Source organism: Streptomyces sp. NPDC027962 (assembly GCF_055566095.1).
Genome location: NZ_JBVHTA010000017.1, coordinates 109,817 through 136,242, shown reverse-complemented (window position 1 = coordinate 136,242; position 26,426 = coordinate 109,817). Strand labels below are relative to the sequence as shown.

General features: G+C 71.3%; 28 protein-coding genes and 1 pseudogene. 17 read left to right on the top strand and 12 right to left on the bottom strand.

What is annotated here, in order from left to right; translation table 11 throughout:
- Window positions 1-46: 46 nt before the first annotated feature.
- The 6 genes from ACZ4SA_RS18315 to ACZ4SA_RS18290 all read left to right on the top strand — a co-directional run bounded on the left by ACZ4SA_RS18315 (window position 47) and on the right by ACZ4SA_RS18290 (window position 4,662).
- On the top strand, window positions 47-349 hold the full coding sequence (locus tag ACZ4SA_RS18315) for an urease subunit gamma (RefSeq protein ID WP_468275416.1): 303 nt from the start codon (window positions 47-49) through the stop codon (window positions 347-349).
- A 12-nt stretch (window positions 350-361) separates the two neighbouring features.
- Window positions 362-673 carry an urease subunit beta gene (locus tag ACZ4SA_RS18310; RefSeq protein WP_468275413.1) on the top strand — a complete coding sequence of 104 codons (312 nt, stop codon included), beginning with the start codon at window positions 362-364 and terminating at the stop codon, window positions 671-673.
- Window positions 666-2,387: an urease subunit alpha gene (locus tag ACZ4SA_RS18305; protein ID WP_468275411.1), complete on the top strand. Its 1,722-nt coding sequence runs from the start codon at window positions 666-668 to the stop codon at window positions 2,385-2,387. The genes ACZ4SA_RS18310 and ACZ4SA_RS18305 overlap by 8 nt, the downstream gene beginning before the upstream one ends.
- Before the next feature lie 76 nt (window positions 2,388-2,463).
- Window positions 2,464-3,126 carry an urease accessory protein UreF gene (locus ACZ4SA_RS18300; protein WP_468275408.1) on the top strand — a complete coding sequence of 221 codons (663 nt, stop codon included), beginning with the start codon at window positions 2,464-2,466 and terminating at the stop codon, window positions 3,124-3,126.
- 98 nt (window positions 3,127-3,224) lie between these two features.
- Complete coding sequence (gene ureG, locus ACZ4SA_RS18295) at window positions 3,225-3,905, top strand: urease accessory protein UreG (RefSeq protein WP_468275405.1); 681 nt, start codon at window positions 3,225-3,227, stop codon at window positions 3,903-3,905.
- Between the two features lie 7 nt (window positions 3,906-3,912).
- A complete protein-coding gene (locus tag ACZ4SA_RS18290; protein ID WP_468275402.1) occupies window positions 3,913-4,662 on the top strand; it encodes an urease accessory protein UreD in 750 nt (249 codons plus the stop codon).
- Between the two features lie 96 nt (window positions 4,663-4,758).
- On the opposite strand, the gene ACZ4SA_RS18285 is transcribed toward ACZ4SA_RS18290, so the two are convergent.
- Together ACZ4SA_RS18285 and ACZ4SA_RS18280 are read right to left on the bottom strand one after the other, a co-directional pair.
- A complete protein-coding gene (locus tag ACZ4SA_RS18285) occupies window positions 4,759-5,790 on the bottom strand; it encodes an NAD-dependent epimerase/dehydratase family protein (protein ID WP_468275475.1) in 1,032 nt (343 codons plus the stop codon).
- Window positions 5,791-5,902: 112 nt separating this feature from the next.
- Entirely contained in the window at window positions 5,903-6,640 is a 738-nt protein-coding gene (locus tag ACZ4SA_RS18280) for a lysophospholipid acyltransferase family protein (protein WP_468275400.1), read from the bottom strand.
- Window positions 6,641-6,876: 236 nt separating this feature from the next.
- On the opposite strand from ACZ4SA_RS18280, the pseudogene ACZ4SA_RS18275 reads away from it, so the two are divergent.
- A pseudogene (locus tag ACZ4SA_RS18275) lies at window positions 6,877-7,017 on the top strand (AraC family transcriptional regulator); the annotation flags it as partial.
- Window positions 7,018-7,058: 41 nt separating this feature from the next.
- Here ACZ4SA_RS18275 and ACZ4SA_RS18270 read toward each other — a convergent pair.
- The 3 genes from ACZ4SA_RS18270 to ACZ4SA_RS18260 all read right to left on the bottom strand — a co-directional run bounded on the left by ACZ4SA_RS18270 (window position 7,059) and on the right by ACZ4SA_RS18260 (window position 9,562).
- A complete protein-coding gene (locus ACZ4SA_RS18270) occupies window positions 7,059-7,376 on the bottom strand; it encodes a low temperature requirement protein A (RefSeq protein ID WP_468275398.1) in 318 nt (105 codons plus the stop codon).
- A gap of 57 nt (window positions 7,377-7,433) precedes the next feature.
- A complete protein-coding gene (locus tag ACZ4SA_RS18265; protein ID WP_468275395.1) occupies window positions 7,434-8,954 on the bottom strand; it encodes a glutamate synthase subunit beta in 1,521 nt (506 codons plus the stop codon).
- Window positions 8,955-9,388: 434 nt separating this feature from the next.
- On the bottom strand, window positions 9,389-9,562 hold the full coding sequence (locus tag ACZ4SA_RS18260) for a hypothetical protein (RefSeq protein ID WP_356634944.1): 174 nt from the start codon (window positions 9,560-9,562) through the stop codon (window positions 9,389-9,391).
- A 209-nt stretch (window positions 9,563-9,771) separates the two neighbouring features.
- On the opposite strand from ACZ4SA_RS18260, the gene ACZ4SA_RS18255 reads away from it, so the two are divergent.
- From ACZ4SA_RS18255 to ACZ4SA_RS18230, 6 genes are all read left to right on the top strand, one after another.
- Entirely contained in the window at window positions 9,772-12,174 is a 2,403-nt protein-coding gene (locus tag ACZ4SA_RS18255; RefSeq protein WP_468275473.1) for a SpoIIE family protein phosphatase, read from the top strand.
- A gap of 220 nt (window positions 12,175-12,394) precedes the next feature.
- Window positions 12,395-13,864 carry an aldehyde dehydrogenase family protein gene (locus ACZ4SA_RS18250; RefSeq protein WP_468275392.1) on the top strand — a complete coding sequence of 490 codons (1,470 nt, stop codon included), beginning with the start codon at window positions 12,395-12,397 and terminating at the stop codon, window positions 13,862-13,864.
- Between the two features lie 103 nt (window positions 13,865-13,967).
- Window positions 13,968-15,530 carry a GMC family oxidoreductase gene (locus tag ACZ4SA_RS18245; protein ID WP_468275389.1) on the top strand — a complete coding sequence of 521 codons (1,563 nt, stop codon included), beginning with the start codon at window positions 13,968-13,970 and terminating at the stop codon, window positions 15,528-15,530.
- Window position 15,531: 1 nt separating this feature from the next.
- The gene (locus ACZ4SA_RS18240) at window positions 15,532-16,386 is read left to right on the top strand and encodes a nucleoside hydrolase (RefSeq protein ID WP_468275387.1); all 855 of its coding nucleotides are present in this window, start codon (window positions 15,532-15,534) and stop codon (window positions 16,384-16,386) included.
- Between the two features lie 345 nt (window positions 16,387-16,731).
- Entirely contained in the window at window positions 16,732-17,412 is a 681-nt protein-coding gene (locus ACZ4SA_RS18235) for a class F sortase (RefSeq protein ID WP_468275385.1), read from the top strand.
- A 99-nt stretch (window positions 17,413-17,511) separates the two neighbouring features.
- Window positions 17,512-17,862, top strand: a complete 351-nt coding sequence (locus tag ACZ4SA_RS18230) for a PRC-barrel domain containing protein (protein ID WP_468275383.1) — start codon at window positions 17,512-17,514, stop codon at window positions 17,860-17,862.
- A gap of 36 nt (window positions 17,863-17,898) precedes the next feature.
- On the opposite strand, the gene ACZ4SA_RS18225 is transcribed toward ACZ4SA_RS18230, so the two are convergent.
- Both ACZ4SA_RS18225 and ACZ4SA_RS18220 read right to left on the bottom strand, forming a co-directional pair.
- Window positions 17,899-18,108, bottom strand: a complete 210-nt coding sequence (locus tag ACZ4SA_RS18225; protein ID WP_468275380.1) for a DUF6381 family protein — start codon at window positions 18,106-18,108, stop codon at window positions 17,899-17,901.
- A gap of 105 nt (window positions 18,109-18,213) precedes the next feature.
- Complete coding sequence (locus ACZ4SA_RS18220; RefSeq protein WP_468275378.1) at window positions 18,214-18,654, bottom strand: nuclear transport factor 2-like protein; 441 nt, start codon at window positions 18,652-18,654, stop codon at window positions 18,214-18,216.
- 93 nt (window positions 18,655-18,747) lie between these two features.
- Here ACZ4SA_RS18220 and ACZ4SA_RS18215 point away from each other — a divergent pair, with 93 nt between their 5' ends.
- The 3 genes from ACZ4SA_RS18215 to ACZ4SA_RS18205 all read left to right on the top strand — a co-directional run bounded on the left by ACZ4SA_RS18215 (window position 18,748) and on the right by ACZ4SA_RS18205 (window position 20,880).
- A complete protein-coding gene (locus ACZ4SA_RS18215; RefSeq protein ID WP_468275376.1) occupies window positions 18,748-19,317 on the top strand; it encodes a PadR family transcriptional regulator in 570 nt (189 codons plus the stop codon).
- On the top strand, window positions 19,304-20,134 hold the full coding sequence (locus ACZ4SA_RS18210; RefSeq protein ID WP_468275373.1) for an SGNH/GDSL hydrolase family protein: 831 nt from the start codon (window positions 19,304-19,306) through the stop codon (window positions 20,132-20,134). The genes ACZ4SA_RS18215 and ACZ4SA_RS18210 overlap by 14 nt, the downstream gene beginning before the upstream one ends.
- 305 nt (window positions 20,135-20,439) lie before the next feature.
- A complete protein-coding gene (locus ACZ4SA_RS18205; protein WP_468275370.1) occupies window positions 20,440-20,880 on the top strand; it encodes an SSI family serine proteinase inhibitor in 441 nt (146 codons plus the stop codon).
- Between the two features lie 20 nt (window positions 20,881-20,900).
- Here the strand turns inward: ACZ4SA_RS18205 and ACZ4SA_RS18200 are convergent, their stop codons facing one another.
- The 5 genes from ACZ4SA_RS18200 to ACZ4SA_RS18180 all read right to left on the bottom strand — a co-directional run bounded on the left by ACZ4SA_RS18200 (window position 20,901) and on the right by ACZ4SA_RS18180 (window position 25,417).
- The gene (locus ACZ4SA_RS18200) at window positions 20,901-21,059 is read right to left on the bottom strand and encodes a hypothetical protein (RefSeq protein ID WP_468275369.1); all 159 of its coding nucleotides are present in this window, start codon (window positions 21,057-21,059) and stop codon (window positions 20,901-20,903) included.
- Between the two features lie 92 nt (window positions 21,060-21,151).
- Window positions 21,152-22,102 carry a cytochrome c oxidase assembly protein gene (locus ACZ4SA_RS18195; protein WP_468275367.1) on the bottom strand — a complete coding sequence of 317 codons (951 nt, stop codon included), beginning with the start codon at window positions 22,100-22,102 and terminating at the stop codon, window positions 21,152-21,154.
- 130 nt (window positions 22,103-22,232) lie between these two features.
- Entirely contained in the window at window positions 22,233-23,258 is a 1,026-nt protein-coding gene (locus ACZ4SA_RS18190; RefSeq protein ID WP_468275364.1) for a 6-phosphofructokinase, read from the bottom strand.
- Window positions 23,259-23,412: 154 nt separating this feature from the next.
- Window positions 23,413-24,141 (bottom strand): type 1 glutamine amidotransferase, encoded by a 729-nt coding sequence (locus tag ACZ4SA_RS18185; RefSeq protein WP_468275361.1) that lies wholly within the window; start codon window positions 24,139-24,141, stop codon window positions 23,413-23,415.
- A gap of 37 nt (window positions 24,142-24,178) precedes the next feature.
- Entirely contained in the window at window positions 24,179-25,417 is a 1,239-nt protein-coding gene (locus tag ACZ4SA_RS18180) for a DUF1727 domain-containing protein (RefSeq protein ID WP_468275359.1), read from the bottom strand.
- Window positions 25,418-25,544: 127 nt separating this feature from the next.
- Here ACZ4SA_RS18180 and def point away from each other — a divergent pair, with 127 nt between their 5' ends.
- Window positions 25,545-26,108 carry a peptide deformylase gene (gene def / locus ACZ4SA_RS18175; protein ID WP_468275357.1) on the top strand — a complete coding sequence of 188 codons (564 nt, stop codon included), beginning with the start codon at window positions 25,545-25,547 and terminating at the stop codon, window positions 26,106-26,108.
- The last annotated feature ends 318 nt before the right edge of the window (window positions 26,109-26,426 follow it).

Genomic DNA, 26,426 nt, shown 5'->3' with positions numbered 1-26,426 from the left:
CCATCGCGCCCATACTTTACGGGCCGGACGACAGGCAGGTGGACGCGTGCAACTCTCCCCGCACGAGCAGGAACGGCTTCTCATCCATGTGGCCGCCGACGTGGCCGGGAAGCGCAGGGCGCGTGGGGTGAAGCTCAACCACCCCGAGTCCCTCGCCCTCATCACCTCGCACATCCTCGAGGGCGCCAGAGACGGCCGCACCGTAGCCGAACTCATGGCGTCCGGTCGCAAGGTGCTCACCCGCGACGACGTCATGGAGGGCGTCCCCGAGATGATCCACGACGTCCAGGTGGAGGCCACCTTCCCCGACGGGACCAAGCTCGTCACCGTCCACGACCCGATCGTCTGAGAGGCGGTGCACATGATCCCCGGAGAGATCTACTTCGGCGACGGGCCGATCCGCCTCAACGAGGGCCGCGAGACCAGTCGCCTCACCGTCGTCAACGCCGCGGACCGCCCCGTGCAGGTCGGCTCGCACTACCACTTCGCCGAGGCCAACCCGGGCCTCGACTTCGACCGCACCGCCGCCCGCGGCAAGCGGCTGAACGTCGCCGCCGGCACCGCCGTGCGCTTCGAGCCGGGTATCCCGGTCGAGGTCGAACTCGTGCCGCTCGCCGGGCGCCGCATCGTCGCCGGGCTGCGGGGAGAGACCGGGGGCCGGCTCGATGGCTGAACTGAACCGCGCCGTGTACGCCGATCTGTTCGGCCCCACCACCGGCGACCGTATCCGCCTCGCCGACACGGACCTGCTCGTCGAGATCGAGGACGACCGCTCCGGTGGCCCCGGGCGCGCCGGTGACGAGGCAGTGTTCGGCGGCGGCAAGGTGATCCGCGAGTCGATGGGACAGTCCCGTACGACACGAGCGGAAGGCGCACCCGACACCGTGATCACGGGCGCCGTGATCGTCGACCACTGGGGTGTGGTCAAGGCCGACATCGGTATGCGCGACGGCCGGATCTGCGGCATCGGCAAGGCAGGCAACCCCGACACCATGGACGGTGTCCATTCCGGCCTCGTCATCGGCCCGGAGACCGAAGTCATCGCCGGCAACGGGAAGATCGTCACCGCCGGAGCCATCGACGCGCACGTCCACTTCATCTCGCCGACCGTCGTCGAGCAGGCGCTCGCGACCGGCGTGACCACTCTCGTCGGCGGCGGGACGGGGCCGGCCGAAGGGACCAAGGCGACCACGATCACGCCCGGCCCGTGGCACCTCGCCCGGATGTTCGAGGCGCTGGAGACCTACCCCGTCAACATCGGCCTGCTCGGTAAGGGCAACACCGTCTCCCGCGACGCCATGTACTCCCAACTGCGGGGCGGCGCCCTCGGATTCAAGATCCACGAGGACTGGGGAGCCACGCCCGCCGCCATCGACGCCTGTCTGACCGTCTGCGACGAGACAGGCGCACAGCTCGCCATCCACACGGACACGTTGAACGAGGCGGGTTTCGTCGACGACACCCTCGCAGCCATCGCGGGCCGTACCGTCCACGCGTATCACACGGAGGGCGCGGGCGGCGGGCACGCTCCCGACATCATCACCGTCGTCTCCGAGCCGCACGTGCTGCCCAGCTCGACCAACCCGACCCGGCCGCACACCGTCAACACCATCGAGGAACATCTCGACATGCTGATGGTCTGCCACCACCTCAACCCGGCAGTACCCGAGGATCTCGCCTTCGCGGAGTCGCGCATCCGGCCCTCCACGATCGCCGCCGAGGACGTGCTCCACGACCTCGGGGCCATCTCGATCATCTCCTCCGACTCGCAGGCCATGGGACGCGTCGGCGAGGTGGTCATGCGCACCTGGCAGACCGCGCATGTGATGAAGAAGCGCAGGGGCCCGCTTGCGGGGGACGGGCGCGCAGACAACCACCGGGCACGTCGCTATGTCGCCAAATACACGATCAACCCGGCGGTTGCACAAGGGCTGGACGGGGAGATCGGCTCGGTCGAGACCGGCAAGCTCGCCGACCTCGTGCTCTGGGAGCCGGCGTTCTTCGGCGTGAAGCCCCAGCTGGTGATCAAGGGCGGACAGATCGCATACGCGCAGATGGGCGACGCCAACGCCTCTATCCCCACCCCGCAGCCGGTGCTGCCGCGGCCGATGTTCGGCGCGCTGGGGCGTGCGGCGGCCAGGGGCTCGTTCAACTTCGTCGCCCCGGCGGCGATCGAGGACGACCTGCCCGGGCGGCTCGGCCTCGGCAAGAGGTTCGTGCCCATCAGGAGCACCCGACGGGTGACGAAGGCGGACATGCGCGAGAACGACGCCATGCCCCGGGTGGAGGTCGACGCGGACACGTTCTCCGTGACGATCGACGGCGAACCGGTGGAGCCCGCTCCGGCCGCCGAACTGCCCATGGCCCAGCGCTACTTCCTCTTCTGATGCGGGAGGTGGATCCGATGCGTCCGATGCCGCATGCCACACGAAGGACGTCGCATGCCACACGAAGTGCGGCGCCATGAGCCGCGCCGCACTGCTTGTGCTCTGTGACGGGCGGTTCCCCGCCGGCGGGCACGCACACTCCGGCGGCGTCGAGGCCGCCGTGAAGGCCGGGCGTGTCCGGGACGCCCACGACCTGGCGAGGTTCTGCCGGGGCCGGCTGCACACCACGGGGCTCACCTCCGCCGGACTCGCCGCCGCGGCCGCCCTCGGGCACGACCCCGTGAGCCTCGACGCCGCCGCGGACGCCCGCACGCCGTCGCCGGCGCTGCGGGCCACCGCCCGCAAGCTGGGCAGGCAGATGCTCCGGGCGGCGCGGGCGGCCTGGCCGGGCACCGAACTCGAAGCGCTCGCAGCGGTGTTCCCGCGCGGTACGCATCAGCCGATCGTCCTCGGCACCGCGGCCCGCGCGGCGGGCCTCGGTCCCGTCGACGCCGCGCACTGCGCGGTGTACGAGGCGGTCGGCGGTCCCGCCACGGCGGCGGTGCGTATGCTCAGCCTGGACCCGTTCGAGGCGACCGCCGTCCTCGCCCGCCTCGCCCCCGAGATGGACGAGGTCGCGGCACGGGCGGGCGCTGCCGCGCGGGAGGGAACCGAGACCCTCCCGGCCGCGTCGGCCCCCTTGCTGGACATCGGCGCCGAGCAGCACGCCGCGTGGCCGGTCCGCCTGTTCGCGTCCTAGAAGCCCGGTCTCGAGCCCGTCCTGGGCCCCGCCCCCGCCTCCCCGAGCCTCGTGCCAGACCCCGTCCCCGCCCACCACCACCAAGGAGCCGCACCCGCATGCATCTCGACCACAGCCATCACGACGCCCCCGCCGCCGTCGGTGCCGATGCCGCGCGTCCCGACGGCACCCGGCGTGCCCTGCGGATCGGGCTCGGCGGACCCGTCGGGTCCGGCAAGACCGCCACTGTCGCCGCCCTGTGCGCCGCGCTGCGCGACAAGCACTCCATCGCGGTCGTCACCAACGACATCTACACCCGCGAGGACGCAGAGTTCCTGCTGCGCAATGCCGTGCTGCCGCCCGAGCGCATCCAGGCCGTCGAGACCGGCGCCTGCCCGCACACCGCCATCCGCGACGACATCTCCGCCAACCTCGAGGCCGTCGAGGACCTGGAGGACGGCGTCGGCCCGCTCGACCTGATCCTCGTCGAATCCGGCGGTGACAACCTCACCGCCACCTTCTCCAAAGGCCTCGTCGACGCGCAGATCTTCGTCATCGACGTGGCGGGCGGCGACGACATCCCCCGCAAGGGCGGCCCCGGCGTCACCACCGCCGACCTGCTCGTCGTGAACAAGACCGACCTCGCGCCGTACGTCGGCTCCGACCTCGCCCGTATGGCCGGCGACGCAAAGGCGCAGCGAGGGGAACTGCCCGTCGCCTTCACATCGTTGCGCGAGGACGACGGCATCGCGCCCGTCGCCGACTGGGTGCGGGCACGGCTCGCCGACTGGACCGCCTGAGCACCGGATGACCGTCCACGCCACGGCGCGTATCGTCGCCGAGCGCACCGGCCTGCCCGTCCTCATGGGCGACGGACCGCTGGCGCTGCGCCGTACCCGCTCCACAGGACCGCACCAGCGGGTCACCGTCGTCGGGGCGATGAGCGCGCCGCTCGGCGGCGACCGGCTCGCCGTCGACGCAGACGTACGTGACGGCGCGCGGCTCACCGTCGATGCCGCAGCCGCCACGATCGCCCTGCCCGGACCGGCGGGGGAGCACGCACGTTTCGACGTCAACCTGAGCGTGGGCGATGATGCCGAACTGCACTGGCTGCCCCAGCAGTTGATCGCTGTCCGCGGCAGCGACCTCGGCATGCACACCCGTGTCCGGCTTGCCGCGACCGCGCGGCTCGTGCTGCGCGAGGAGCAGGTCCTCGGCCGTCACGGGGAGGAGCCGGGAACCCTCATCACGCGCCTCACCGTCCACCGCGCGGGCCGCCCTCTGCTGGACACCGAACTCGCCTGCGGCCCCGGAGCCCCGGGAGGATGGGACGGCCCGGCCGTGCTCGGTGGCCACCGGGCCGTGGGCCAACTCCTCGTCGTGGACCCCGTGTACGAAGATCAGCCGGCCGAACCACGACCGCTGGGCGCCACCGCGGCGCTCACTCCGCTCGCCGGCCCCGCCGCTCTGGTGACCGCGGTGGCGGCGGACGCCCTCGCCCTGCGGCGCGTACTCGACGAAGCCCAACACGACCTGCTCGCCAAGCTGCACCGCTGAGCGGATCCACCGCACCGGTTCGTCGTGCCTGCCTGCTCAGCGGCGAACGGGGGAGGGGCGGCCAGTGGCACGGCCGCCCCCTCCCCGAGCGGGCGGTCAGCCGCCGGACCCGTGCTGCTTCAGCCAGGCGTCCTCGTCCGCGTAGTTGAACAGGGCGTCCTGACCGTAGTTCTTCGCCATTTCCGGGAACGCTTCCGTCCACTCACGGCCGTGCAACTGCTCCGAAAGCCACTCCACCGTCGCCGGAAGCGACTCCTCGTACGTGGTGACCGCCCTGTACCCCAGCTCGCGCTCCGCGGAGCTCATGTCGTACACCACCGGATGCGCTCCGGACCACGGCGTCTCCCCGACCGAGTGCGACGGGGGCGGTCCGTCGATCAGGACGGTCTCTGACCGGTGGCCGAGCACCTCGTCGATCGCGTCGCCGATCGCGGCGACCGTCGGCGCTTCGGGGTCGCCCGCGTTGAACACGCGGGAGCCCGGCTGCAGCGCCGCCAGCCGGATGAGCTCGGCCGCATTGGACGCGTGGACAGGATGGAACCTGCTGAGGCCGCCGTAGGCCAGCACACGCACCGGCCGGCCGTCCAGCGCCCGCTTGACGAAGTACAGCTCACGCGGGGTGCGGCAGTGCGGGCCGTGGATCGCGCCCGCCCTCAGCAGGGTCACCGGCAGCACGTCACCGGCCGCGAGGAGTTCGCGCTCCAGCGCCACCTTCCTGGTGCCGTACGTCGAGTCGCCGGGCGCCACCGTGGACTGGGCCTCGGGGACCGGCACCGGATGGCACGGAAAGCCGTCCGGCAGGTCCTGGGTGTCGAAACTGCGGCCGCGGTCGTCCTCGTAGACCGCCCCGCTGGAGATGACGACGGCCGAACCGACCCGGTCCGCCAGCGCCCTCAACTGGCGTGCGTGGCCGGCGTGGAAGGCGACCATGTCGACAAGGACGTCACAACCGTCGCCGACCGCCGCGGCGAGTGCGGCGTCGTCCTCGCGGTCGACCTGTACCGTGCGTACCTCGCCGGGCCAGTGCGCGTCCCGCACACCGCCTCGTGAGGCCGCCCGCACCTCCCAGCCGTCTGCCACGAGGGCGCTGACCGCCGCTCGTCCCACCTGTCCTGTCGCGCCGAGCACAAAGGCGCTTCCCCTGGCCGTACGAGTGTCATTTCTCCGACGAGTCATGCGGGCACGTTAGGTGGCCCGTCCGGCGGTGCCCAGGAGAATTCGCCGACCGCAGATTCGCGCCTCAGCCGCTGATCCCGGGGAACTTCTTCGGCTGCCTGCCGCGCAGTTCCTGCTTCTGCTGCTCCTGCTCCTCGGCCTTGACCTCGGCGGCGTATCGGTCGACGTACTCCTGGCCGGAGAGCTCCAGGATCGCGTACATGATCTCGTCGGTGATCGCGCGGATCGCGGCCTTCTCGTTCTCCAAGCCCGCGTACCGGGAGAAGTCCAAGGGCTCCCCGAACCGGACCGTGACCCGCTTGATCTTCGGGATGACCTGACCGGGCGGCTGGATCTCGAACGTCCCCACCATCGCACACGGCACGACGGGCACCCCGGCCCGCAGCGCCATCACCGCGACCCCGACCTTGCCTTTGTAGAGCCGGCCGTCGTGCGACCGGGTGCCCTCCGGGTAGATCCCCAGCAACTCGCCCTTCTCCAAGACCCCGAGGCCCTCCCTGATGGCGGCCTTGCCGGCCTCCTTGCCGGAGCGGTCCACCGGAATCTGCCCGGCACTGCGGAAGAACGCGGCCGTCAGCCGACCCTTGAGGCCGGGGCCGGTGAAGTACTCGGCCTTGGCCAGGAACGTGATACGCCGCTTGAGGATCGCCGGCATCAGGAAGTGGTCGGAGAACGACAGGTGATTGCCCGCGACGATCGCCGCGCCCTCGGCGGGGATGTGCTCCAGTCCTTCGATCCGGGGCCGGAAGAGCAAGCGCAACAGCGGCCCGATGAGGACGTACTTGAGCACGTAGTAGAACACGGTGTCTCTCCCAACTCTGCCCGGTCGGCTCTGGAGCCGCGTTCTGCGAGGTCACAGTATGCAATGACGGGCTCGGTCGATCCACGTCCGCGGAGTCCGCGGCCGGTTTTTGTCGGATGCGATCGGTGCGATCGCACTCATGCTGACCCCTCGCGGACATTTTTGACAGACCGTCACGTGCCGACGCGGCGGAGCGGCACACCCGGGGCGCCCGTACCCGACCTGATCGGGCACGGCGGGACGTGTTCACGGAGTGGTTCCCGGCCAATCCGTACCGCAGCCGCCCGGGCCCCGAGAGCCTGCGCACCCGCCTGTCACCGGACGGGACCGAAGCCGAGGCCGGGCTGTGGCTGCCGGTGGAGCGGGAGCAGGGCTGAACGAGCGTGCCGCCCGCGCGGTGTGAAGGGGCGACGGCTCGTCACGTCACACTGCGCGGGCCCGCGGCCGCCAGGCAGACGCCGACGGCGACGGCACACGCGGGGACGAGCCCGGCCAGTGGCAGGGCGCCGTGTCCGGCGAAGCCGGCGGCCAGTACCAGCACCGCACAGACGGGCAGGACGAGGTTCAGGGCGGTGCCCTTCTTGAAGTGGCGTGCGTGGACCAGCCACACCGTCACCATGAAGAGCGCGGTGGGCACGGTGACGGCCAAGGACGCCGCAAAGGTGGAGATGGGGGCGTGGTGGGTCGCCTGTTCGACGGCCACTTCGATGCCGGCGCCGATGGCGGCGGCACCCATGTCGCTCCTCGGGCCCGGAGTGGCCACATGACACCGGCGGGCAGGACTGCCGCTGCGTCACGGCCTGAGGGGCTTGTCCGTGGCCGCTATGGGGGAGGGGAGCTCGGTGAAGCCGGTCAGATAGCGGTCCGTCGCCGCTGCGGCGGACCGGCCCTCCGCAAGGGCCCACACCACCAGGGACTGGCCACGTCCCGCGTCGCCCGCGACGAAGACGCCGTCCGCCACGCTGCGGGCAGCCGGCTGGGCCGTCCCTTCGTGCCGCTCTCCCGCCTGTGCCGCGAACGCGGCGTCCCGCGCGAAGTTGCCGCGGGCGTCGAGGGTGAGTCCGAGCTGCCTGACCAGGCCGGTGTCGCGTTCGGGGCCCTGGAAGCCCAGGGCGAGCAGCACCAGATCCGCGGGCAGAACCCGCTGGGTGCCCGCCCGCGGACGTCTGGCCGACGGTTCGACCTCCGTCAGACACAACGCGCAGACGCGGCCGTTCGCGTCGCCTTCGAAGCGCACGGTGGCCGTGGAGAACGTCCTCGGATCCGCACCGTCCCGTCCGCGGGCCTCCTCGTGGGCATGGGAGATCCGGTAGACCTTGGGGTAGACGGGCCACGGCTCGCTGTCCGGCCGGGCGGCCGCCGGCTCGGGATTGATGTCCAGCTGCACCACCGAAGCCGCGCCCTGGCGCAGCGCGGTGCCGAGGCAGTCGGAGCCGGTGTCGCCGCCACCGATGATCACCACGTGTCGGCCCCCGGCGGAGACGGGAGGCTGGGCGTAGTCGCCCTCCGAGACCCGGTTCGACCCCGTCAGGTAGTCCATGGCCTGGATGATGCCAGCCAACTCCCGTCCAGAGACCGGGAGTTCACGAGCCAATGTCGCTCCGACGGCGACGACCACCGCGTCGTGGCGGTTCTTCAGTTCGGCCACGTCGAGATCGCGGCCCACGTCGATCCCGCAGCGGAAGATCGTGCCCTCCTCCTGCATCTGCTCGATGCGCCGGTCCAGGTACCGCTTCTCCATCTTGAACGCGGGGATGCCGTAGCGGAGCAGACCGCCGACCCGGTCGGCGCGTTCGTAGACCGCGACGGTGTGACCGGCACGGGTGAGCTGTTGCGCCGCGGCCAGGCCCGCCGGTCCTGAGCCCACGACGGCGACCGTCTTGCCGCTGATCCGCTGAGGCGGGAGCGGAGACACGTAGCCCTGTTCCCACGCCTGGTCGGCGATGGCCTGCTCGACGTTCTTGATCGTCACCGGCTCCGCGTTGATCGAGAGAACGCACGCGTCCTCGCACGGCGCCGGGCACAGCCGGCCGGTGAACTCGGGAAAGTTGTTCGTGGCGTGCAGCCGTTCGGCGGCAGCGGACCAGTCACCGTGCGCGGCGTACACATTCCACTCGGGTATGAGATTGCCGAGCGGGCAGCCGTCGTGGCAGAAGGGGATGCCGCAATCCATGCAGCGCCCTGCCTGCCGGGAGACGACCGGCAGCAGGGTCTGCCCCGCGTACACCTCGTGCCAGTCGCCGAGCCGTTCCTCGGTCGGACGCGCGGGCACGGGCTGACGGGGAGTCTTGAGGAAGCCGAAGGGGTCGGTCATGTCGCCCTCTGCACGCTGGCTCAGGATCCGACAGGGCGTTCTCATCAGCCTACGCCTGGGGGAGGGGCCGGGCGATGCCGCAGTTTCACGGGCCCTCGGGCGCGGTCGGCGACGGGCCACTAAGGCTCCGGGACGCCCGCCGGCGTGCAGGCGCCGCAGGGCGTGACGCCGCCGTGTGCGGCGGCAGTCGTCCCGTTGCGGCAGAAGGCGGCGCCCCCTCTCACCATCACGATCGCCGTCCCTGCACCCCGCGAGCACCGGCGGTGCCGGTGCTGGGCGTTCAGGGGCGAGGCGACACCCCGCTCCTCCTCGGGGCCCTGCGCGGCGCAGAGAGACAGAACACGGGGCGCAGCAGTGGCACAAAAGCGGCACAAAAACGGGGGCGGGGGCCCGGCGTCCCGGACCCCGCCCCTGTGCGCCCCCGCGGGGCGCGGTCAGTGCTTGAAGCCGTCCTTCGTCTTCTCTTTGGCCTCGCGGGCCTTGCCGCGCGTCTCCAGGGCGGCGCCCTTCGCGGCCGTCGTCTCCTTGCCGACCGCGTGGGCCGCCTTGCGCACGGCCTTCCCGACGACCTGCTCGGCCTTGGCCTTGGCCTTTTCTCCGGCGCTCATCTCGGTCCTCTCGTCGTTCGTCGACGCTCACCGACTCGGTTGCCCGGCCCCTCCGGGCCGAAACCGCCACGCCCCGTACCGTGGCACGCCGGACCGCAGGAAGCCGACAACGCCCTCGCCGACGGTTGCACCAATGAAGGGACCCCCCGCGATTGTGCCGAGGACTGCCCGGGCGGACCCTGTAACTGATGAACCAGGCCGGTGGTGCCATGAGCTCGCCGAACACGGCCGGGAGCGCCGACTACCGCAGCCCCCTCAATGTGACGAGGGCGGCCATCGCGGTCCTCGACGCCCAGAACACCGTGGTCGGCTGGAGCACTGATGCCGAAACGCTCCTCGGCTACACCCCGCGCGAGATCATCGGCCGGCCCGTGGACACCTTCCTGTCGCTTCCCGCGCCCCCCGGATCGGACGGGACCGGTGCGGCCGCGCGGGCCGACGGCACACGGCGGAGCGAGGCCCGGCTGGCCGTCCACCGCGACGGCCGCCGGATCCAGGTCGCCACCGCCAGGTGCCCGCTGGCCGGGCCCGGCACCGGGGCGCAGGTGATCGCCGTGGCGGAGCTGCCGGTCATGCGGCAGTGGGAAGCCCGGCTGGCCATGCTGCAGGGGCTCGCCACCCAGTCACCCATCGGTTTGGCCATCTACGGCACCGACCTCCGCCTGACGTGGAGCAACAGCGCCTACGAGCGTGAGATCGGGCGACCGCTCGAGACGTACCTGGGCAAGCGGGCCGACGAGCTGTACGCCACGGGCAGGTTCGTGACGAAGGGGTACCCGGAGACGCTCGACGCGGTCATGCACCACGTACTGGACACCGGCGAGCCGATCCTCGACCTCCACTTCCGTGGCGAGCCGCCCAGCGACCCCGGCAGGGACCACCTGTGGTCGTGCTCCTACTACCGCCTCACGGACGAGGACGGGAACGTCCTGGGCATCTGCGAGGACGCGTTCGACATCACCGACCGCTACGAGGCGCAGCGCCGGCTGGACCTGCTCGTCAAGGCCGGCCGCAGCGTCGGCAGCGCTCTGGACGTGGTGCGGACGGCCGAGGAGATCGCCGAAGTGGCCGTCCCGGACTTCGCGGACAGCGCCACCGTCGACCTCGTCGAGGCGGTACTGGAAGGGGAGCTACCGCCGCCAGGCGGCGCGACGAGGGCGTCGCTGATACGCCTTGCCTCCCGTCCGGCCCCCTCGGAGGAGCGCGGCGGCCCGGGCGTGGCCCGGCCGGTCGCCGTGGTCCACCCGCCGGGAACGCCGCAGCACCGCGTCCTGTCCTCCGGGGGCCTGGTGCTCGACGGTGACACGCTGGTGGTGCCGCTCCGGGCGGGGGGCAGCCTCCTCGGGCTCATCACCTTCGTACGCGCCGACAGGGCGGTGGCCTTCGACAACGGCGAGGTGGCGCTGGCGGACGAACTGGTGGCCCGCGCGGCGGTGAGCATCGACAACGCTCGTCGCTTCACCCGGGAACGGACTGCCGCGCTCACCCTGCAGCAGCAGCTGCTGCCCCGCCATGTGCCCCGCTATTCGGCGGTCGATGTGGCCCACCGCTATCTCCCCACCGACGATGTGACAGGAGTCGGCGGTGACTGGTTCGACGTCGTTCCGCTGTCGGGCACCCGGGTCGGGCTGGTCGTGGGCGACGTCGTCGGCCACGGCCTGCACGCGGCGGCCACCATGGGGCGGCTGCGCACGACGTTCAGCGCCCTCGCGCAGCTGGACCTCGCCCCCGACGAGCTGCTGAAGCGGCTCGACGACCTGGTGGGCCAGTCGGGCGAGGACGCGGAAGCGCCGGGCGGCGCGCCGGACGCCGCCTTGTCCCGCGACGACGTGGCCACCGGCGCCACCTGCCTGTACGCGGTCTACGACCCGGTGTCGCGGCGTTGCGTGATGGGCCGGGCCGGACACCTGCCGCCGGTGATCGTCGACCCGGACGGCCGCGTCGAACACATCGAGCTGCCGGCAGGTCCTCCGCTGGGTCTCGGCGGCCTGCCCTTCGAGAGCGCCGAGTTCGAGCTGCCGGTGGGCAGCCTGCTGGCACTGTTCACCGACGGCCTGGTGGAATCCCGGGACCATGACATCGAGCATGGAATCCGGCGCCTGGAAAAGGTGCTCAGCGACCGCACGGCGCCTCTGGAAGATCTGTGCGACCGGGTGGTGGCCGACCTCCGCTCCCGGGGCACGACAGCGGACGACACCGCACTGCTGCTGGTCCGCACCCGGGAACTGGAGGCCGGGCGGATCGCCGAATGGGAGCTCCCCGCGGAGCCGGCCACCGTGGGCCGGGCGCGGGAGCTGGCCGCCCACCAGGTGGTCGAATGGGGCTTCGAGGAACTCTCCTTCTCCGTCCAGCTCATCGTCAGTGAGCTGGTGACCAACGCAGTCAAACACGCCGGCGGTCCGCTGGGCCTGCGTCTCATCCGCGACCGCCGTCTGCTGTGCGAAGTCTCGGACACCGGTCACACCTCGCCGCACCTCCGTCACAGCGCGGCGGACGACGAGGGAGGCCGCGGCCTGTTCATCGTCGCCCAGCTCGTCCAGAGATGGGGCACGCGCTACACGCAGTCGGGAAAGACGATCTGGACGGAACAGCCCCTGCCGACGAACGCATAGCCGACCTGCGGGGCTCGGACGGCGGCTCTGCCATGGGAAGAGCACACGGCGGCGTCTCTCTCCCGCTGCGAGATGCGGCGGGTCTCTCTACTGTCGGTACCGAGACTGTCGATACCGAGCGCGTCCACAGCGACCCGTGCCGCCAGCAAGCGCGCAGCAGTGCGAGCGTCGGCCGAGAGCCCTCGGACTCCCGTCGCCCACTCGACCCCCGGAGGTCCCCATGCCGGAGCTGTTCATCGGCGGCGCCTGGACCGCCGCAGCAGAGGGAGGCAGTCGCGAGATCCGCTGCCCGGCCGACGGCACGCTGGTGGCGACGGTCGACGAGGCCGGCCCCCGGGACGCGGCAGCGGCGGTCGCCGCCGCGCGCGAGGCCTTCGACAGCGGACCCTGGCCGAACACGCCCGCCGCCGAACGCGGCGCGCTGCTGCTGCGCGTCGCCGGCCTGCTGCAGCGCGAGAAGGCCGCCTTCGCCCGCGCCGAATCCCTCGACACCGGCAAACGGCTGGTCGAGAGCGAGTACGACATGGACGACATCGCCAACTGCTTCCGTTACTTCGGCAACCTCGTGGCGGCGGGCGGCGGCAACCGCGTCGTCGACACCGGTGACCCCGGAGTGGACAGCAGGGTCGTCCACGAACCGGTCGGCGTCTGCACGCTCATCACACCCTGGAACTATCCGCTGCTGCAGACAGCATGGAAGGTGGCGCCCGCTCTCGGTGCCGGGAACACCTTCGTCCTCAAGCCCAGCGAACTGACCCCCCACACCGCCATCATGCTGATGCGGCTGCTCACCGAGGCCGGACTCCCCGAGGGGGCGGCCAACCTCGTGCTCGGCGCGGGTGCCGTCGCCGGAGCGCCGCTCACCGAGGACCCGCGGGTCGACCTGGTGTCCTTCACCGGTGGGCTGGCCACCGGCCGCCGCATCATGGCTGCCGCCGCCCCGACCGTGAAGAAGGTCGCCCTGGAACTCGGCGGCAAGAACCCCAACATCGTCTTCGCCGACGCCGACTTCGATGCCGCCGTCGACTACGCCCTGACGGCGGTGTTCCTCCACTCCGGCCAGGTCTGCTCCGCCGGCGCGCGGCTTCTGGTCCAGGACGAACTGCACGACGCGTTCGTCGCGGAGGTCGTCGAGCAGGCGCAGGCCATCGTGCTGGGCGGCCCGTTCGACGAGAACGCCCGCTCAGGTCCCCTGATCTCCGCCGCCCACCGCGACAAGATCGAGGCGTACGTCGCCGCCGGACTCGCTGAGGGAGCGGTGCTGCGCTGCGGCGGCGCACGGCCCGGGAACCCGGAGCTCAGGGACGGCTTCTACTACCTGCCGACGGTGCTCGACGAGTGCGACACACAGATGTCAGTCGTACGCGACGAGTCGTTCGGCCCGGTGCTCACCGTGGAGCGCTTCCGCGACGAGCGGGAGGCGGTGGCCCTCGCGAACGACACGGTCTACGGGCTGTCCGGAGCGGTGTGGACAAGGGACACCGGCAAGGCGCACCGGGTGGCCTCCCGGGTACGCGCCGGCACGGTGTGGATCAACGACTTCCACCCCTACGTGCCGCAGGCGGAGTGGGGCGGCATGAAGCAGTCCGGCTTCGGACGCGAACTCGGGCCGGCCGGACTGGCCGAGTACCAGGAGGCCAAGCACATCTGGCACAACCTCTCACCGACGCCCCAGAAGTGGTTCGCATGAGCATCGACGACAGCGCGGAACATGCCGCACAGGCCGCGGAGACCGGCGACCCCGCCACTCCCTGATGCCCCGTCCCCCGTCCGCCCGACGCCCTGGAGAAGCCATGACCGTGGACAGCCCACTGCCGGAGTTCGACTACGTCGTGGTCGGTGGCGGTACGACAGGTGCCGTCGTCGCGGCCCGGCTCACCGAGGACCCGGACGTCAGCGTCTGCGTGGTGGAGGCGGGCCCCTCCGACGTCGGCGACGACAACGTGCTCCGGCTCGATCGGTGGATGGCCCTCCTGGAGTCCGGCTACGACTGGGACTACCCCGTAGAGCCGCAGGAGAACGGCAACAGCTTCATGCGCCACGCACGGGCCAAGGTGCTCGGTGGCTGCTCGTCCCACAACTCCTGCATCGCCTTCTGGGCGCCCGCGGAGGACCTGGACGAGTGGGCTGCGACGGGCTGCGCGGGCTGGAGCGCCGCGGACTGCTTCCCGCTCTACCGGCGGCTGGAGACCAACGAGGCCCCGGGCGACCACCACGGCCGCTCAGGGCCGGTGCATCTGCGGACCGTGCCGCCCGACGACCCTTGCGGCCGTGCCCTGCTGTCGGCGTGCGTGGCCGCGGGGATTCCGAAGACGCCGTTCAACACCGGTACCACGGTGGTGCGAGGCGCCCACTGGTTCCAGATCAACGCCTTCCCCGACGGCACCCGGGCGTCGTCCTCGGTCTCGTACCTGCATCCGATTCTCGGCAAGCGGCCGAACCTGGAAGTGATGACCGGACTGCAGGCCAGGCGGCTGCTGTTCGACGGCGACGGGCGCTGTAGCGGTGTGGAGTTCCGGCGGCCGGACACGATCCACAGCGGCGCGGTCGCCGCCCGGCGCGAGGTGATCGTCTCCTGCGGGGCCGTCGACTCGCCGAAGCTGCTGATGCTGTCCGGCATCGGTCCCGCCGGGCATCTGCGGGACGTCGGGGTGGACGTCCGTGTCGACGCCCCCGGTGTCGGATCCCACCTCCAGGACCATCCGGAGGGGGTGATCATGTGGGAGGCGAAGCAGCCGATGGTGAGTTCGTCCACGCAGTGGTGGGGGATCGGCATCTTCGCCGACACGGAACCGGGCCTGGACCGGCCCGACCTGATGTTCCACTACGGCTCCATGCCCTTCGACATGAACACCTACCGCCGCGGCTATCCCACGTCGGACAACGCCTTCTGCCTCACCCCGAACGTGACCCGCGCCCGTTCGCGGGGCACGGTGCGCCTGCGGACCCGTGACTTCCGGGACAAGCCGAAGGTGGACCCCCGCTACTTCACGGACGGGCACGACATCCGGGTCATGACCCACGGGCTGAGGCTGGCCCGCGAGATCGTCGCGCAGGCTCCGATGGCGGACTGGGCCGGTGCGGAACTGGCACCCGGGCCGGGGGCCCGGAGCGACGAGGAGCTCCTCGCCTACATCCGCGAGACGCACAACACCGTCTATCATCCGGCCGGGACGGTCCGCATGGGCCCCGACTCCGACGCGGACTCACCGCTCGACGCCCGACTGCGGGTCAAGGGCGTACGGGGGCTGCGGGTGGCCGACGCGTCCGTGATGCCGTTCCTCACGACGGTCAACCCGTGCATCACCACCATGATGATCGGTGAGAAGTGCGCCGACATGATCAAGGCGGGGTGACGTGCCCGTCCCCGTCATCATCGACTGCGACCCCGGCCATGACGATGCCCTCGCCCTCGTCCTCGCAGCGGGCGACCCCGCGGTCGACCTGCTGGCGATCACCACCGTCGCCGGAAACCAGACAGTCGACAAGACGACACTGAACGCCCGCCGGGTCTGCACCGTCGCCGGGATCACCGGCGTCCCCGTCGCCGCCGGCTGCGCCCGGCCACTCGTCCAGCCGCTGCTCGTCGCGGACGACGTCCACGGCGAGTCCGGACTCGACGGGCCCGCCTTCGGGGAGCCGACGGTCGACGTGGTGCCCGAGCACGCGGTCGACCTCATGCACAGGGTCCTGACGGAGCATCCGGAACCGGTCACGCTCGTCCCCACCGGTCCGCTGACCAACGTGGCGCTGTTGCTGACGCGTCACCCCGACAGCGCCGAGCGAATCCGGGAGATCGTGCTCATGGGCGGCTCCACCGGCCGCGGCAACAGGACTCCCGCCGCCGAGTTCAACATCCACGTCGACCCCGAGGCGGCGCACACCGTCTTCACCAGCGGGCTCCCCGTCACCATGTGCGGGCTCAACGTCACCCACCAGGCGCTCGTCACACCCGAGGTGCTGGCCCGTCTCGAGCGACTCGACACCCGGCTGTCCCGTATCTGCGCGGAACTGATCACGTACTTCGCGTCGACCTACCGCCGGCTGTGGGGATTCGCCGCGCCTCCGCTGCACGACCCCGTCGCCGTGGCGCGCGTCATCGACCCGGAGATCGTGCGGTGCGTCGAGGCGAACGTGGTGGTCGAACTGCACGGCCAGTACACGCGTGGGGCGACCGTGACCGACCTGCACCAGTACCTGGACCGCCCGTGAACGCACGGGTGGCGGTGGAACTCGACGCCGAAAGGTTCTGGGACCGGGTGATCACGGCCGTCGACGCCCTCGGCAGCCGTACGCCCTGAGGCCGCCGCGGCCGTGGACGACGGATCCGACACCACTTCCGCGCACTGCGCGGTCCGGCCGGGTGAATCCCGCACCGGCAGTCACCCGTCGGGCCTACCCGATCGCTCGGATGCCGCCCTCTGCGGTGGTGGGGGCCCGCGAACGTGCCGATGGTTTTCACGTCGCCACTGCGAGCCCGCGGAAGCCGGTGCCCTGACGGACGGCGCGGGCGGCGGCGAGCTCACACGACATCAGCAGCGAAAGGGTGTACGTCCCATGGCCGTGCAGCAGTCGAAGGATACGAACGAGCAGCCCGCCCGGCCTTCGCTCGGGCGCGCCCTCCTCTGGCCCGCGGCATCGGTCGGACTGGGCCTCCTACTGATCTACAACGCCGTCGACCCCGTCGCGGACGGCAAACCCGCCGCCCCGCCCGCCCTGACAGCTCCGTCGTCGACGGCCACCGTGCCGGGCGACGTCTCCCGCAAGGGACTCGCGCGCTCCGAGCCGACGCGGCTGAAGATCCAGCAGATCGCGGTCGACGCGCCTTTCACCCCCCTGTCCATCGGCGCCTCCGGCCGGCTCGACCCGCCGCCACCCGACGACAGCAACCTGGTCGGCTGGTTCCAGGAAGGCGTGACGCCGGGCGAGAAGGGGACCGCGATCATCGCCGGACATGTCGACACCAAGACAGGCCCCGCTGTGTTCGCGCAGCTGAGCGAGCTCAAGAAGGGGAGCCGGGTGGACGTCGTCCGCAAGGACCGCTCCGTCGCCACGTTCGAGGTCGACGAAGTCGACAACTTCAGCAAGTCCGACTTCCCCGACGACAAGGTCTACGCGGACACTCCCGACCCGCAGCTGCGGCTGATCACCTGCGGAGGGGAGTACGACAGGAAGGCGAAGGACTACGAGGAGAACGTGGTGGTCTTCGCGCACCTTGCCTCGGCGACGCAGCCCTGACGACGACCCCGGATCATGGGCTGCCAAAGCCGTGTGAAGGCGCGGCGCCAGGGTACCCGCGACGGCGGACGGGGCCGTAGCCGCAGGTGAGGAGGGACCATGGCAGGCGACATGTGGGGGTACCCGGAGACGGCGCAGTATGTGCCGGGGGCACAGCTCGTCGGGTACTCGGTCGAGGCGACCGACGGGTCGATCGGCAAGGTCGACAAGCACACCGACGAGGTCGGCCGGTCGTACCTGGTCGTCGACACGGGGCCGTGGATCCTCGGCAGGCGGGTGTTGCTGCCCGCGGGGCTCGTCTCACGCATCGACACCGCGAACGAGACCGTGCATGTGGCGGCCACGAAGGCCGAGGTCAAGGACTCACCGGCCTTCGAGAGCGGCAGGCACGAGGACGACGCCGACTACATCATGCTCATCGAGAGCCACTACGCCAACCGGCACATGTGAGGGCCGCCCCTGAGGGCCGCCCCGATGCCCTCGGGGCTATTGCGGGCCCTCCTCGTCCCGGTCGTCGTACAGCGCGTCGGCCTCCCGGCGCAGCTCCGCCTCGCTGCGCGACCGCAGACGCTCGGCGCGGTAGCGGAGGCGTTCGGCCTGCTCCGGGTCCTCGGCGCGGCGGGCCTGCTGGAAGAGCTGCTCCGCCTTGTCCCGGTCGTGTTCCGCGTGTATGCGGTGGCTGTCGTGCTCCGGCATGACGTCCTCCTGCGGTTCCGGGTCCGGGAGAGTGCCCCGGTGGTGCGGGTGTGATGCCCCGGTAGGGGCCGGTTGCCCGTACGGCACCGGGGCAAACCCCGCGGGTCAGGACGCGCTGGGACCGGCGGGGGCCGGCGCCAGGCCGTCGGCGACCAGGCCGGCGAGGACCGCCTCGCCCAGAGCCTGCACCGCGGACTGCGGACGCACCATCACCGTGAACTCCTTGATCCTGTCCTCCTCGTCGAACTGCAGCAGATCGATGCCGTGGATCTGCTTCCCGTCGACCGTGGCCCGGAAGATCAGGATCGCCGACGGTGTCTCGCCGCCGTCGGCGCTCGTCTCGGTCGTCCCGTCGAGCTGTCCGACGTAGCGGAAGTCCTCGAACGTGCGCAGCAGGACTCCGAAGAGCCCGAGCACCATGGGCCTGCCCTCGAAGGGGGTGAACTTCACGGGGCTGTAGAGGCGGACGTCCTGCGTGAAGAGTTTGCCCAGGCTCGTGAGATCGCGGTCCTTGACGGCGGCGCGGAAGAGGTCTGCTGTTGCCATGGCTTCTCCTCGGTAATCCTGAATCTGATTAGTCACTTTCTTGAGTATCATGAGCGGACGCACCGGGGACAGAGAGCGAGAAGGAGCATTCCGATGGCCTTGCGTCACGCGGTCCTCGCGGTCCTGCTGGACGAAGAGTTGAGCGGCTACCAGCTGGCCAAGGCGTTCGACATGAGCGTGGCCAACTTCTGGCACGCTCTGCCCCAGCAGCTGTACGGCGAGCTGGCCAGGCTGGAAGCGGACGGGCTGGTCAGCGGCCGGGAAGTGGTGCAGGAGACCCGGCCCAACAAGCGTCTGTTCAAGGTGACGCAGGCGGGTCTCGCCGAGCTGGAGCGATTCGCGGCCGCCTCGGCCAAGCCCTCCTTCATCCGTGACGACCTGCTCGTCAAGGTCCAGGCCTCCGACCGCATCGGCACCGAGGACCTCATCGCGCAGCTGACGGATCGAGCCGCGTTCGCCGCGGCCAAGGTCGAGCTGTTCAGCGGTCTGCTCCAGAAGATCCGAGGGGACCGCAGCGAGGAGGAGTTCCTGCGTCACGGCAAGCGGGTCGGGCCCTATCTGACCTGCCTGCGCGGCCTTGCCTTCGAGCAGGGCAACCGGGACTGGTGCGAGCGCAGCGCGGCGATCATGCGGGAAAGGCGGCAGGCTCATGCACAACGGTGAGTACCAGCGCTACGTCGCGCTCGGGGACAGCCAGACCGAGGGACTCGGCGACGGCGACGACACCGTGGGGCTGCGGGGCTGGGCCGACCGGCTCGCCGAACAACTGGCCGCGCACAACCCCGGCGTACGGTACGCGAATCTCGCCGTACGCGGCCGCCTCGCGGGCCAGGTCCGCGAGGAACAGCTCGACGCCGCGCTCGCCCTGCGCCCCGACGTTGCCACCGTCGCCGCGGGGGTCAACGACCTGCTGCGCCCCCGGTTCGACGCAGACGAGGTCGCCGGGCATCTCGAGGCGATGTTCGCCGCGCTCACGGCTCAGGGCGCCCGCGTGGCGACCGTCACCTTCCCCGATGTCACGCGGATCACCTCGCTCGCCCGCCCGATCGGCCCGCGCGTCGGCGCCCTCAACCACCGCATCCGGGAGGCGGCACGCCGGCACCAGGTGGCCGTGGCGGAGGCATCCGTTCATGAGGTGGTCACCGATTTCCGCCTGTGGAGCCCGGACCGGCTGCACGCAAGCCCGCTCGGCCACGAACGGATCGCCGCCGCCGTGGCCGACGCTCTCCGACTGCCCGGCAGCAGCACTGCATGGACGGATCCGCTTCCGCCTCCGGCAACACCCGTTCCCACCGGGTGGCGTGCGACGGCCGACGAGCTGCGCTGGGCCGGTTCGTTCCTCGGTCCGTGGCTCGGCAGGCGCCTGCGCGGCCGCTCCTCCGGAGACGGCCGCACGGCCAAACGCCCGCAGCTTCTCCCCGTCCAGGCGCTGCCCGCGCTCGGCGGCGGCGAGGCGGCCGCGGGCGCTACGGCGCCGTGACCGCCGAAGCGGCGCGGCGGGGGAGAGCCGGCCCTCGGGGGAAGGCCGGTCCTGTCCCGAGGTGCGCGCCCGCGTCTCCGCGATACGGCGCCTGACCGGCGCATAGCGCTCCTTGCAGCGCCTTGACGAACCCCGGGATGTCGTCCCGCCCGGGCGGGACGAGCGCGACGCCGTACGGAGCAATCCGGCGCCCCGTACGCACCACTGTGCGGCGCGGCGCCTTGCGCCGCGCCGCACTCGCGGAGTGCTCTATGCCTCGCCCCGCCCGAGCCGGCCACGTCGGCCCATCCCGTCAGGAGCGCCCCATGCACCGCAGCGCCACCCTTGCCGCAGCCGCCCTGCTCGCCGTCTCCGCTGCCGTGCCCGCCGCCGCGTCACCCGGCCCGTCCGAACCCGACCGGCCCGTGGCCGAGGCGGCGGAACGGGCCGGGAGACCGGACCCGTCCCGTGGCCTCTTCCTGACCGTGTCGGGCGCGGAGAACACCTGGATCCGAGGCGTGCTGCTGCACTGCAGCCCCGTGCCCGCCGGACCGCACCCCGAGGCGAGGGCCGCCTGCGCCGCACTGGACGCTGCGCGCGGCGACCTCGACCGGCTGACCGGGGACCCGCATCCGTGCACCAAGCAGTACGACCCGGTCACCGTCAGCGCCACCGGCGCCTGGCGCGGCCGCCCCACCGCCTGGCACAAGACCTTCGCCAACGCCTGCGAACTCGCCAGGACCACCGGCGCGGTCTTCCGCTTCTGAACGGATCAGGCGGGAAAGGATCAGGTGCTCTTGGAGGCGATCAGGCCGATCGTCACCATCCCGAGCACCACCCAGCCGAACCACAGCCAGCCGTTGCTGCCGAGTGCCGCCGTGTACGCCGTCACGACCACCAGGGCCCCGACGGTCAGTACGCCCATCGTCTTCGTCGAACCGGACATCTGTGCCCTCCTTCGACGGCGGGGACCGTCGAGGACAATCGTCGCTCCTGAGGAGGGCCCTCCGCTACCGCCCGGTGAGCACCGGCCGCCGGCTACCTGCTGCGCGCCTGGAGCGAGGCGAGATACGCGTTGTACGCCTCGAGCTCCTTGTCGCCGTCCCGGTCTGCCGCCCGGTCCCTGCGCTTGGCCAGGCGCTGGTCGGAGCGGTACCACTGGAACACGAGCGCGATCAGCACCAGCACGGACGGGATCTCGCTGAACGCCCAGGCGATGCCGCCCGCCGCGTTCTGGTCGGAGAGCGCGTCGATGCCGAGGGAGGCCGGCGGATTCCGGTACGCCCCGATCATCGGCTCGGTCGCCATCATCAGGGCGATGCCGAAGAACGCGTGGAACGGCATGCCGGCGAACAGCTCCAGCATCCGCATCACATAACCGGGCCGGTGCGGCCCCGGATCCACGCCCATGATCGGCCAGAAGAACACCAGGCCGACCGCCAGGAAGTGCACCATCATCGCGACATGACCGGTCTTCGACTCCATGAGGAAGTCGAACAGCGGCGTGAAGTACAGCCCGTACAGGCTGGCGATGAACAGCGGGATCGTGAAAGCCGGATGCGTGACGATCCGGATGTAGAAGCTGTGCAGCAGCATCAGCAGCACCTCGCGCGGCCCCTTGCGGCCCCGGCCCGCGACAGGCAGCGCGCGCAGCGCGAGAGTGATCGGCGCACCCAGCAGCAGCACGATCGGCGAGAGCATGCTGATCACCATGTGCTGCACCATGTGCACGCTGAACATGACCATGCCGTAGTCGTTCAGTCTGGTGCACATCATCAGCGCGATGCTCAGCACACCGACGGTGAACCAGACCGTGCGGCTCACCGGCCAGCTGTCGCCGCGCCGGCGCAGGCGTGCGACGCCCCAGCCGTAGAACCCGAGGGCGAGGAGGCAGCCGACGAGGAAGAAAGGGTCAGGAGAGAACTCGAGGCCCCGCCCCAGCGTGAACGGCGGCAGATCCATGGTCATGCCGTGCCCGCTGTGATCCATCTGTTCACTCCCGCAGGGGATTCCTGATTCGTGCTGGTTGTCCGCTTGCTCGCACAAGAGTAGAACCGCCCCCGGTCGCCGCTGCGACCGGGGGCGGTTCGTATGGTTCCGCAGGGATCCGCGGGTTGGATCAGAGGACCGTCTCGGCCTCGTCGTACCGCTCCGCGGGCACGGTCTTCAGCGTCTGCGTCGCTTCGGCGAGCGGCACCATCGTGATGTCCGTGCCGCGCAGCGCCGTCAGCATGCCGAACTCGCCGCGGTGCGCGGCCTCCACCGCGTGCCAGCCGAAACGCGTCGCGAGGACACGGTCGTAGGCGGTGGGCGTTCCGCCGCGCTGGACATGACCCAGGATCACCGGACGCGCCTCCTTGCCGAGCCGTTCCTCCAGCTCGACGGAGAGCTGACGGGCCACTCCCGCGAAGCGCTCGTGGCCGTATATGTCCTTGCCGCCCTCGTCCCACTGCATCGAGCCCTCACGGGGCTTCGCTCCCTCGGCGACGACCACGATCGCGAACCGCTTGCCCGCCTCGAACCGGGCGCCGACCCGCCGGGTCAGCTCCTCGATGTCGAAGGGCCGCTCCGGCACCACGATGGCGTGCGCACCGGCCGCCATGCCCGAGTGCAGCGCGATCCAGCCGGTGTGCCGGCCCATGACCTCGACGATCAGGACACGCTGGTGGGACTCGGCGGTGGTCTTCAGACGGTCCAGCGCCTCGGTGGCCACGCCGACGGCGGTGTCGAAGCCGAAGGTGACGTCGGTCGAGGCGATGTCGTTGTCGATCGTCTTGGGCACACCGACGATGGGGAGCCCGGCCTCGGACAGCAGGTTGGCCGCCTTGAGGGTTCCCTCGCCGCCGATCGGGATGACGGCGTCCAGTCCCAGGTCGGCCAGATGCCCCTTGGCCCGTTCCACGCCGTCGCGAAGATGCGCCGGCTGGACCCGGGAGGAGCCGAGGATCGTGCCGCCACGGGCCAGGATGCCGCCCACCGCGTCCAGATCCAGCTTGCGGTAGTCGCACTCCAGGAGGCCCTTCCAGCCGTCGTGGAATCCGATGACCTCGTCGCCGTGATCGACGACGGCACGGTGCACGACGGAACGGATGACGGCGTTCAGTCCGGGGCAGTCGCCGCCGGAGGTGAGCACACCAATGCGCATAGCGCGGATACCTTTACAACGTGGGCCGACTCCCGGACCACGTCGTCCGGTTGGATCCCCGCCACCCTACCGGCGTCGGGTGGCGGGTCAGAAACGGGCGTCCGACTGGTGGGACCGCGCCCACCCGGCTTCGCTCAGCTGAGCGAAGGGCCCATCAGGCGGGCTGCGTCGCGGCCGCGATCCGCTCGGCGCGCAGCGCCTCGTACCACCGGTCGTCGGTCGGCGGCAGCGCGTTCACATCGAGCGCCAGCTTCAGCAGCAGATCGGCGATCTGCGGATTGCGGGCCATGACGGGGCCGTGCATGTAGGTACCGAAAACGGTGTCGTTGTACGCGCCCTCCGTACCGTCACCGGTGCCGTTGCCCCGGCCGAAGACGGTACGGGCGAACGGGCGTGCCGACGGGCCGAGGTGTGTGATGCCCTGGTGGTTCTCGAAGCCCGTCAGCTGGGGCAGCCCCAACTGCGGGTCGATGTCCGCCAGTACGTCACCGACGCAGCGTGCGCCCTCGCCGCGCGTGGAGACCACGTCGATGAGGCCGAGGCCGGGCTCCCGCTCACCGAGGTCGTTGATGAACTCGTGACCGAGGATCTGGTAGCCGGCGCACACCGAGAAGATGATCGCGCCGTTCGCCGCCGCCCGGCTCAGCCCGCCGTCGCGGCGCAGCCGCTCGGCCGCGAGCCGCTGCGGGCGGTCCTCGCCGCCGCCGATCAGATAGATGTCGCCGGAGGTCGGCACCGGCTGGTCGCTGCGCACGTCGATGCGCATCACGTCCAGGCCCCGCTGCCGGGCCCGCCGCTCCACGACGAGGGCGTTGCCCTGGTCGCCGTAGGTGCTGAGCAGGTCCGGGTAGACCCAGACCAGACGCAGACTGCTGTCACTCATGCTCTTCGTCCTCAAGTCCTTTTCTTCCGGCCGTGGGTCAGTTGCCGACGCGGCGGCGCACGTCCTGGAAGGCGGTGTAGTTGGCGATCAGCTCGATCCGGCCGGGCGGCGCCGACTGCACCGCCTCGTCGACCGACTCGCACACCCGGAAGTCCAGACCGGCGACCTCCAGCCGGACCGCGAGGTCCAGCCTGCGGTCGCCGATGACGAAGATCGGGTGCCCGGCGAGCCGGGTGTAGTCGACGTCCCACAGCCAGGAGGTGTCCGTACCGTCCGCGCCGCGGGCGTTGACGGAGAGGATCACCGGCGTCGGCGGCGGGTCGATCAGGGAGAACGTCTCCAGCCATCCGGCCGGATTCTTCGCCAGCAGCAGCCGCACATCGCGGTTGAGGAAGGACACGACGTCGTACCGGCCGGCCACGGCCTGCACCTGGTACATGCGTTCCAGCGCCACCTGCGGGGGGACCCCGAAGCAGGCGGCGACCGCCGCGGAGGTCGCGGCGTTGGCCCTGTTGGCACGGCCGGGCAGCTGGAGGTGGATCGGCCAGGCGGAGCCGTGCGGGTCGATGACATGGTCGCCGCTGAGCACCCAGCTCGGGGCGGGGCGGCGGAAACCGCACTCGCCGCAGAACCAGTCGTCACCGGGACGCTGCATCACACCGCCGCAGGACGGGCAGGACCAGGCGTCGTCCTTCCACTCCTGGCCGGCCGCCACCCACACCACATTGGGGGACGAGGAAGCCGCCCACACCACCAGCGGGTCGTCGGCGTTGGCGATGACCATCGCCTTCGAACCGGAAAGCCCCTCACGCCACTTCTCGGCCAGCATCCGCGTCTCCGCCGCGCGGTCCAGCTGGTCACGGGAGAGGTTGAGCAGCGCGATGGCCTTGGGCGTCACGTCCCGGGCCACACCCGCGAGGTACTTCTCGTCCACCTCGATCACACCGAACCGGGCGTCCGACCCGCCGGCCAGCGCCGACGTGATACCCGCCGGCATGTTGGCGCCGAGCGCGTTCGAGACCACCGGGCCGCTGGCGCGCAGCGCCTCCGCGATCAGCCGGGTCGTGGTGGTCTTGCCGTTGGTCGCAGAGACGAGGACCACGTCCAGGTGCTGCGCGAGCCTCCCCAGCAGATCGGGGTCGAGCTTGAGCGCCACCCGGCCGCCGATCACCGATCCGCTGCCGCGCCCGGCGGCGCGGGACACCGCTGCTGCGGCCTTGCCCGCCGACACGGCCAGCTTGGCTCGCGGCGTCAGGGGCTCCGAGTTGCCTGACATCGTCCTTGATCCTCCTTGCATCGGTCCGGACTCAGCCTATCCAGCTCCGGTCGGCCGCCCGCACCGCGGCACCGTCGGAAAACGTGGAGGTCACGCGCGACCGTACGGGGAACGTACGCTGGACGCCATGCGAAACCGGCCGATCCCCGGCAGTTCCGGACGCGTCAGGCCGATGAGCCTGCTCGCGGATCCGGCGCTGCACGCCCCCTGCGAGACCGTCACCGACTTCGGCCCCGCCCTCGCGGAACTCGTCGAGGACCTGTTCGCGACGATGTACGCGGCCCAGGGCGTCGGCCTCGCGGCCAACCAGGTCGGGGTGGGTTTGCGGGTGTTCGTGTACGACTGCCCCGACGACGAGGACATCCGCCACCTCGGACACGTCGTCAACCCCCGTCTGGTGGCGGCGGACGGCGTCGTCGTCCGCGGCCCGGAGGGCTGCCTGTCGCTGCCGGGCCTGGAGGCCGGCACGGAGCGCTTCGACCGTGCGGTGGTGGAGGGCGTGACGAAGGGCGGCGAGCCGGTGCGGGTGGAGGGCACGGGGTTCTTCGCGCGCTGCCTGCAGCACGAGTGCGACCACCTGGACGGGGCGGTCTACGCGGACCGCCTCACGACCCGACGCCGCGCCCGCCTGGCGCGCGCGGCGAGCAAGGCGTCGTGGGCGACGCCGGAACGGGTGGCGCGACTGCGGTGAGCCGGCGCGCGTGCGCGCGGCGCCTGTGGTGGGCTGGTTGCCCTGCCGTCCCCTACGGGCTGGCCGCCTTGCGGCCCCACCTCCCGACCCGGGGCCTGCCTGCCCCTTCCCGAACCGGGGCAAGCCCCGGACTCCGTACGGCGCTTCGCGCGGTGTTCTCGAACTCCCCTACGGCCGGGCGGTCGTGGGGGCCTCATCACGCCGGAGACGGGCGGTGACGCCCGCGCCGTGGTGACGCCCGCACACAGCCGTCGGCCATGCCCGCCCCGCGGTCCTGGAGGCGGGCCGTGACGGCCATGCCCGCCCCGCGGCCACGCC

Excerpts from the sequence above, each read along its gene's own strand:
- ACZ4SA_RS18310 (WP_468275413.1), top strand. The coding sequence starts at position 362 with ATGATCCCCGGAGAGATCTACTTCGGCGACGGGCCGATCCGCCTCAAC.
- ACZ4SA_RS18305 (WP_468275411.1), top strand. The coding sequence starts at position 666 with ATGGCTGAACTGAACCGCGCCGTGTACGCCGATCTGTTCGGCCCCACC.
- ACZ4SA_RS18300 (WP_468275408.1), top strand. The coding sequence starts at position 2,464 with ATGAGCCGCGCCGCACTGCTTGTGCTCTGTGACGGGCGGTTCCCCGCC.
- ureG (WP_468275405.1), top strand. The coding sequence starts at position 3,225 with ATGCATCTCGACCACAGCCATCACGACGCCCCCGCCGCCGTCGGTGCC.
- ACZ4SA_RS18290 (WP_468275402.1), top strand. The coding sequence starts at position 3,913 with ATGACCGTCCACGCCACGGCGCGTATCGTCGCCGAGCGCACCGGCCTG.
- ACZ4SA_RS18270 (WP_468275398.1), bottom strand. The coding sequence starts at position 7,376 with ATGGGTGCCGCCGCCATCGGCGCCGGCATCGAAGTGGCCGTCGAACAG.
- ACZ4SA_RS18265 (WP_468275395.1), bottom strand. The coding sequence starts at position 8,954 with ATGACCGACCCCTTCGGCTTCCTCAAGACTCCCCGTCAGCCCGTGCCC.
- ACZ4SA_RS18260 (WP_356634944.1), bottom strand. The coding sequence starts at position 9,562 with ATGAGCGCCGGAGAAAAGGCCAAGGCCAAGGCCGAGCAGGTCGTCGGG.
- ACZ4SA_RS18255 (WP_468275473.1), top strand. The coding sequence starts at position 9,772 with ATGAGCTCGCCGAACACGGCCGGGAGCGCCGACTACCGCAGCCCCCTC.
- ACZ4SA_RS18250 (WP_468275392.1), top strand. The coding sequence starts at position 12,395 with ATGCCGGAGCTGTTCATCGGCGGCGCCTGGACCGCCGCAGCAGAGGGA.
- ACZ4SA_RS18245 (WP_468275389.1), top strand. The coding sequence starts at position 13,968 with ATGACCGTGGACAGCCCACTGCCGGAGTTCGACTACGTCGTGGTCGGT.
- ACZ4SA_RS18235 (WP_468275385.1), top strand. The coding sequence starts at position 16,732 with ATGGCCGTGCAGCAGTCGAAGGATACGAACGAGCAGCCCGCCCGGCCT.
- ACZ4SA_RS18230 (WP_468275383.1), top strand. The coding sequence starts at position 17,512 with ATGGCAGGCGACATGTGGGGGTACCCGGAGACGGCGCAGTATGTGCCG.
- ACZ4SA_RS18225 (WP_468275380.1), bottom strand. The coding sequence starts at position 18,108 with ATGCCGGAGCACGACAGCCACCGCATACACGCGGAACACGACCGGGAC.
- ACZ4SA_RS18220 (WP_468275378.1), bottom strand. The coding sequence starts at position 18,654 with ATGGCAACAGCAGACCTCTTCCGCGCCGCCGTCAAGGACCGCGATCTC.
- ACZ4SA_RS18215 (WP_468275376.1), top strand. The coding sequence starts at position 18,748 with ATGGCCTTGCGTCACGCGGTCCTCGCGGTCCTGCTGGACGAAGAGTTG.
- ACZ4SA_RS18210 (WP_468275373.1), top strand. The coding sequence starts at position 19,304 with ATGCACAACGGTGAGTACCAGCGCTACGTCGCGCTCGGGGACAGCCAG.
- ACZ4SA_RS18205 (WP_468275370.1), top strand. The coding sequence starts at position 20,440 with ATGCACCGCAGCGCCACCCTTGCCGCAGCCGCCCTGCTCGCCGTCTCC.
- ACZ4SA_RS18200 (WP_468275369.1), bottom strand. The coding sequence starts at position 21,059 with ATGTCCGGTTCGACGAAGACGATGGGCGTACTGACCGTCGGGGCCCTG.
- ACZ4SA_RS18195 (WP_468275367.1), bottom strand. The coding sequence starts at position 22,102 with ATGGATCACAGCGGGCACGGCATGACCATGGATCTGCCGCCGTTCACG.
- ACZ4SA_RS18190 (WP_468275364.1), bottom strand. The coding sequence starts at position 23,258 with ATGCGCATTGGTGTGCTCACCTCCGGCGGCGACTGCCCCGGACTGAAC.
- ACZ4SA_RS18185 (WP_468275361.1), bottom strand. The coding sequence starts at position 24,141 with ATGAGTGACAGCAGTCTGCGTCTGGTCTGGGTCTACCCGGACCTGCTC.
- ACZ4SA_RS18180 (WP_468275359.1), bottom strand. The coding sequence starts at position 25,417 with ATGTCAGGCAACTCGGAGCCCCTGACGCCGCGAGCCAAGCTGGCCGTG.
- def (WP_468275357.1), top strand. The coding sequence starts at position 25,545 with ATGCGAAACCGGCCGATCCCCGGCAGTTCCGGACGCGTCAGGCCGATG.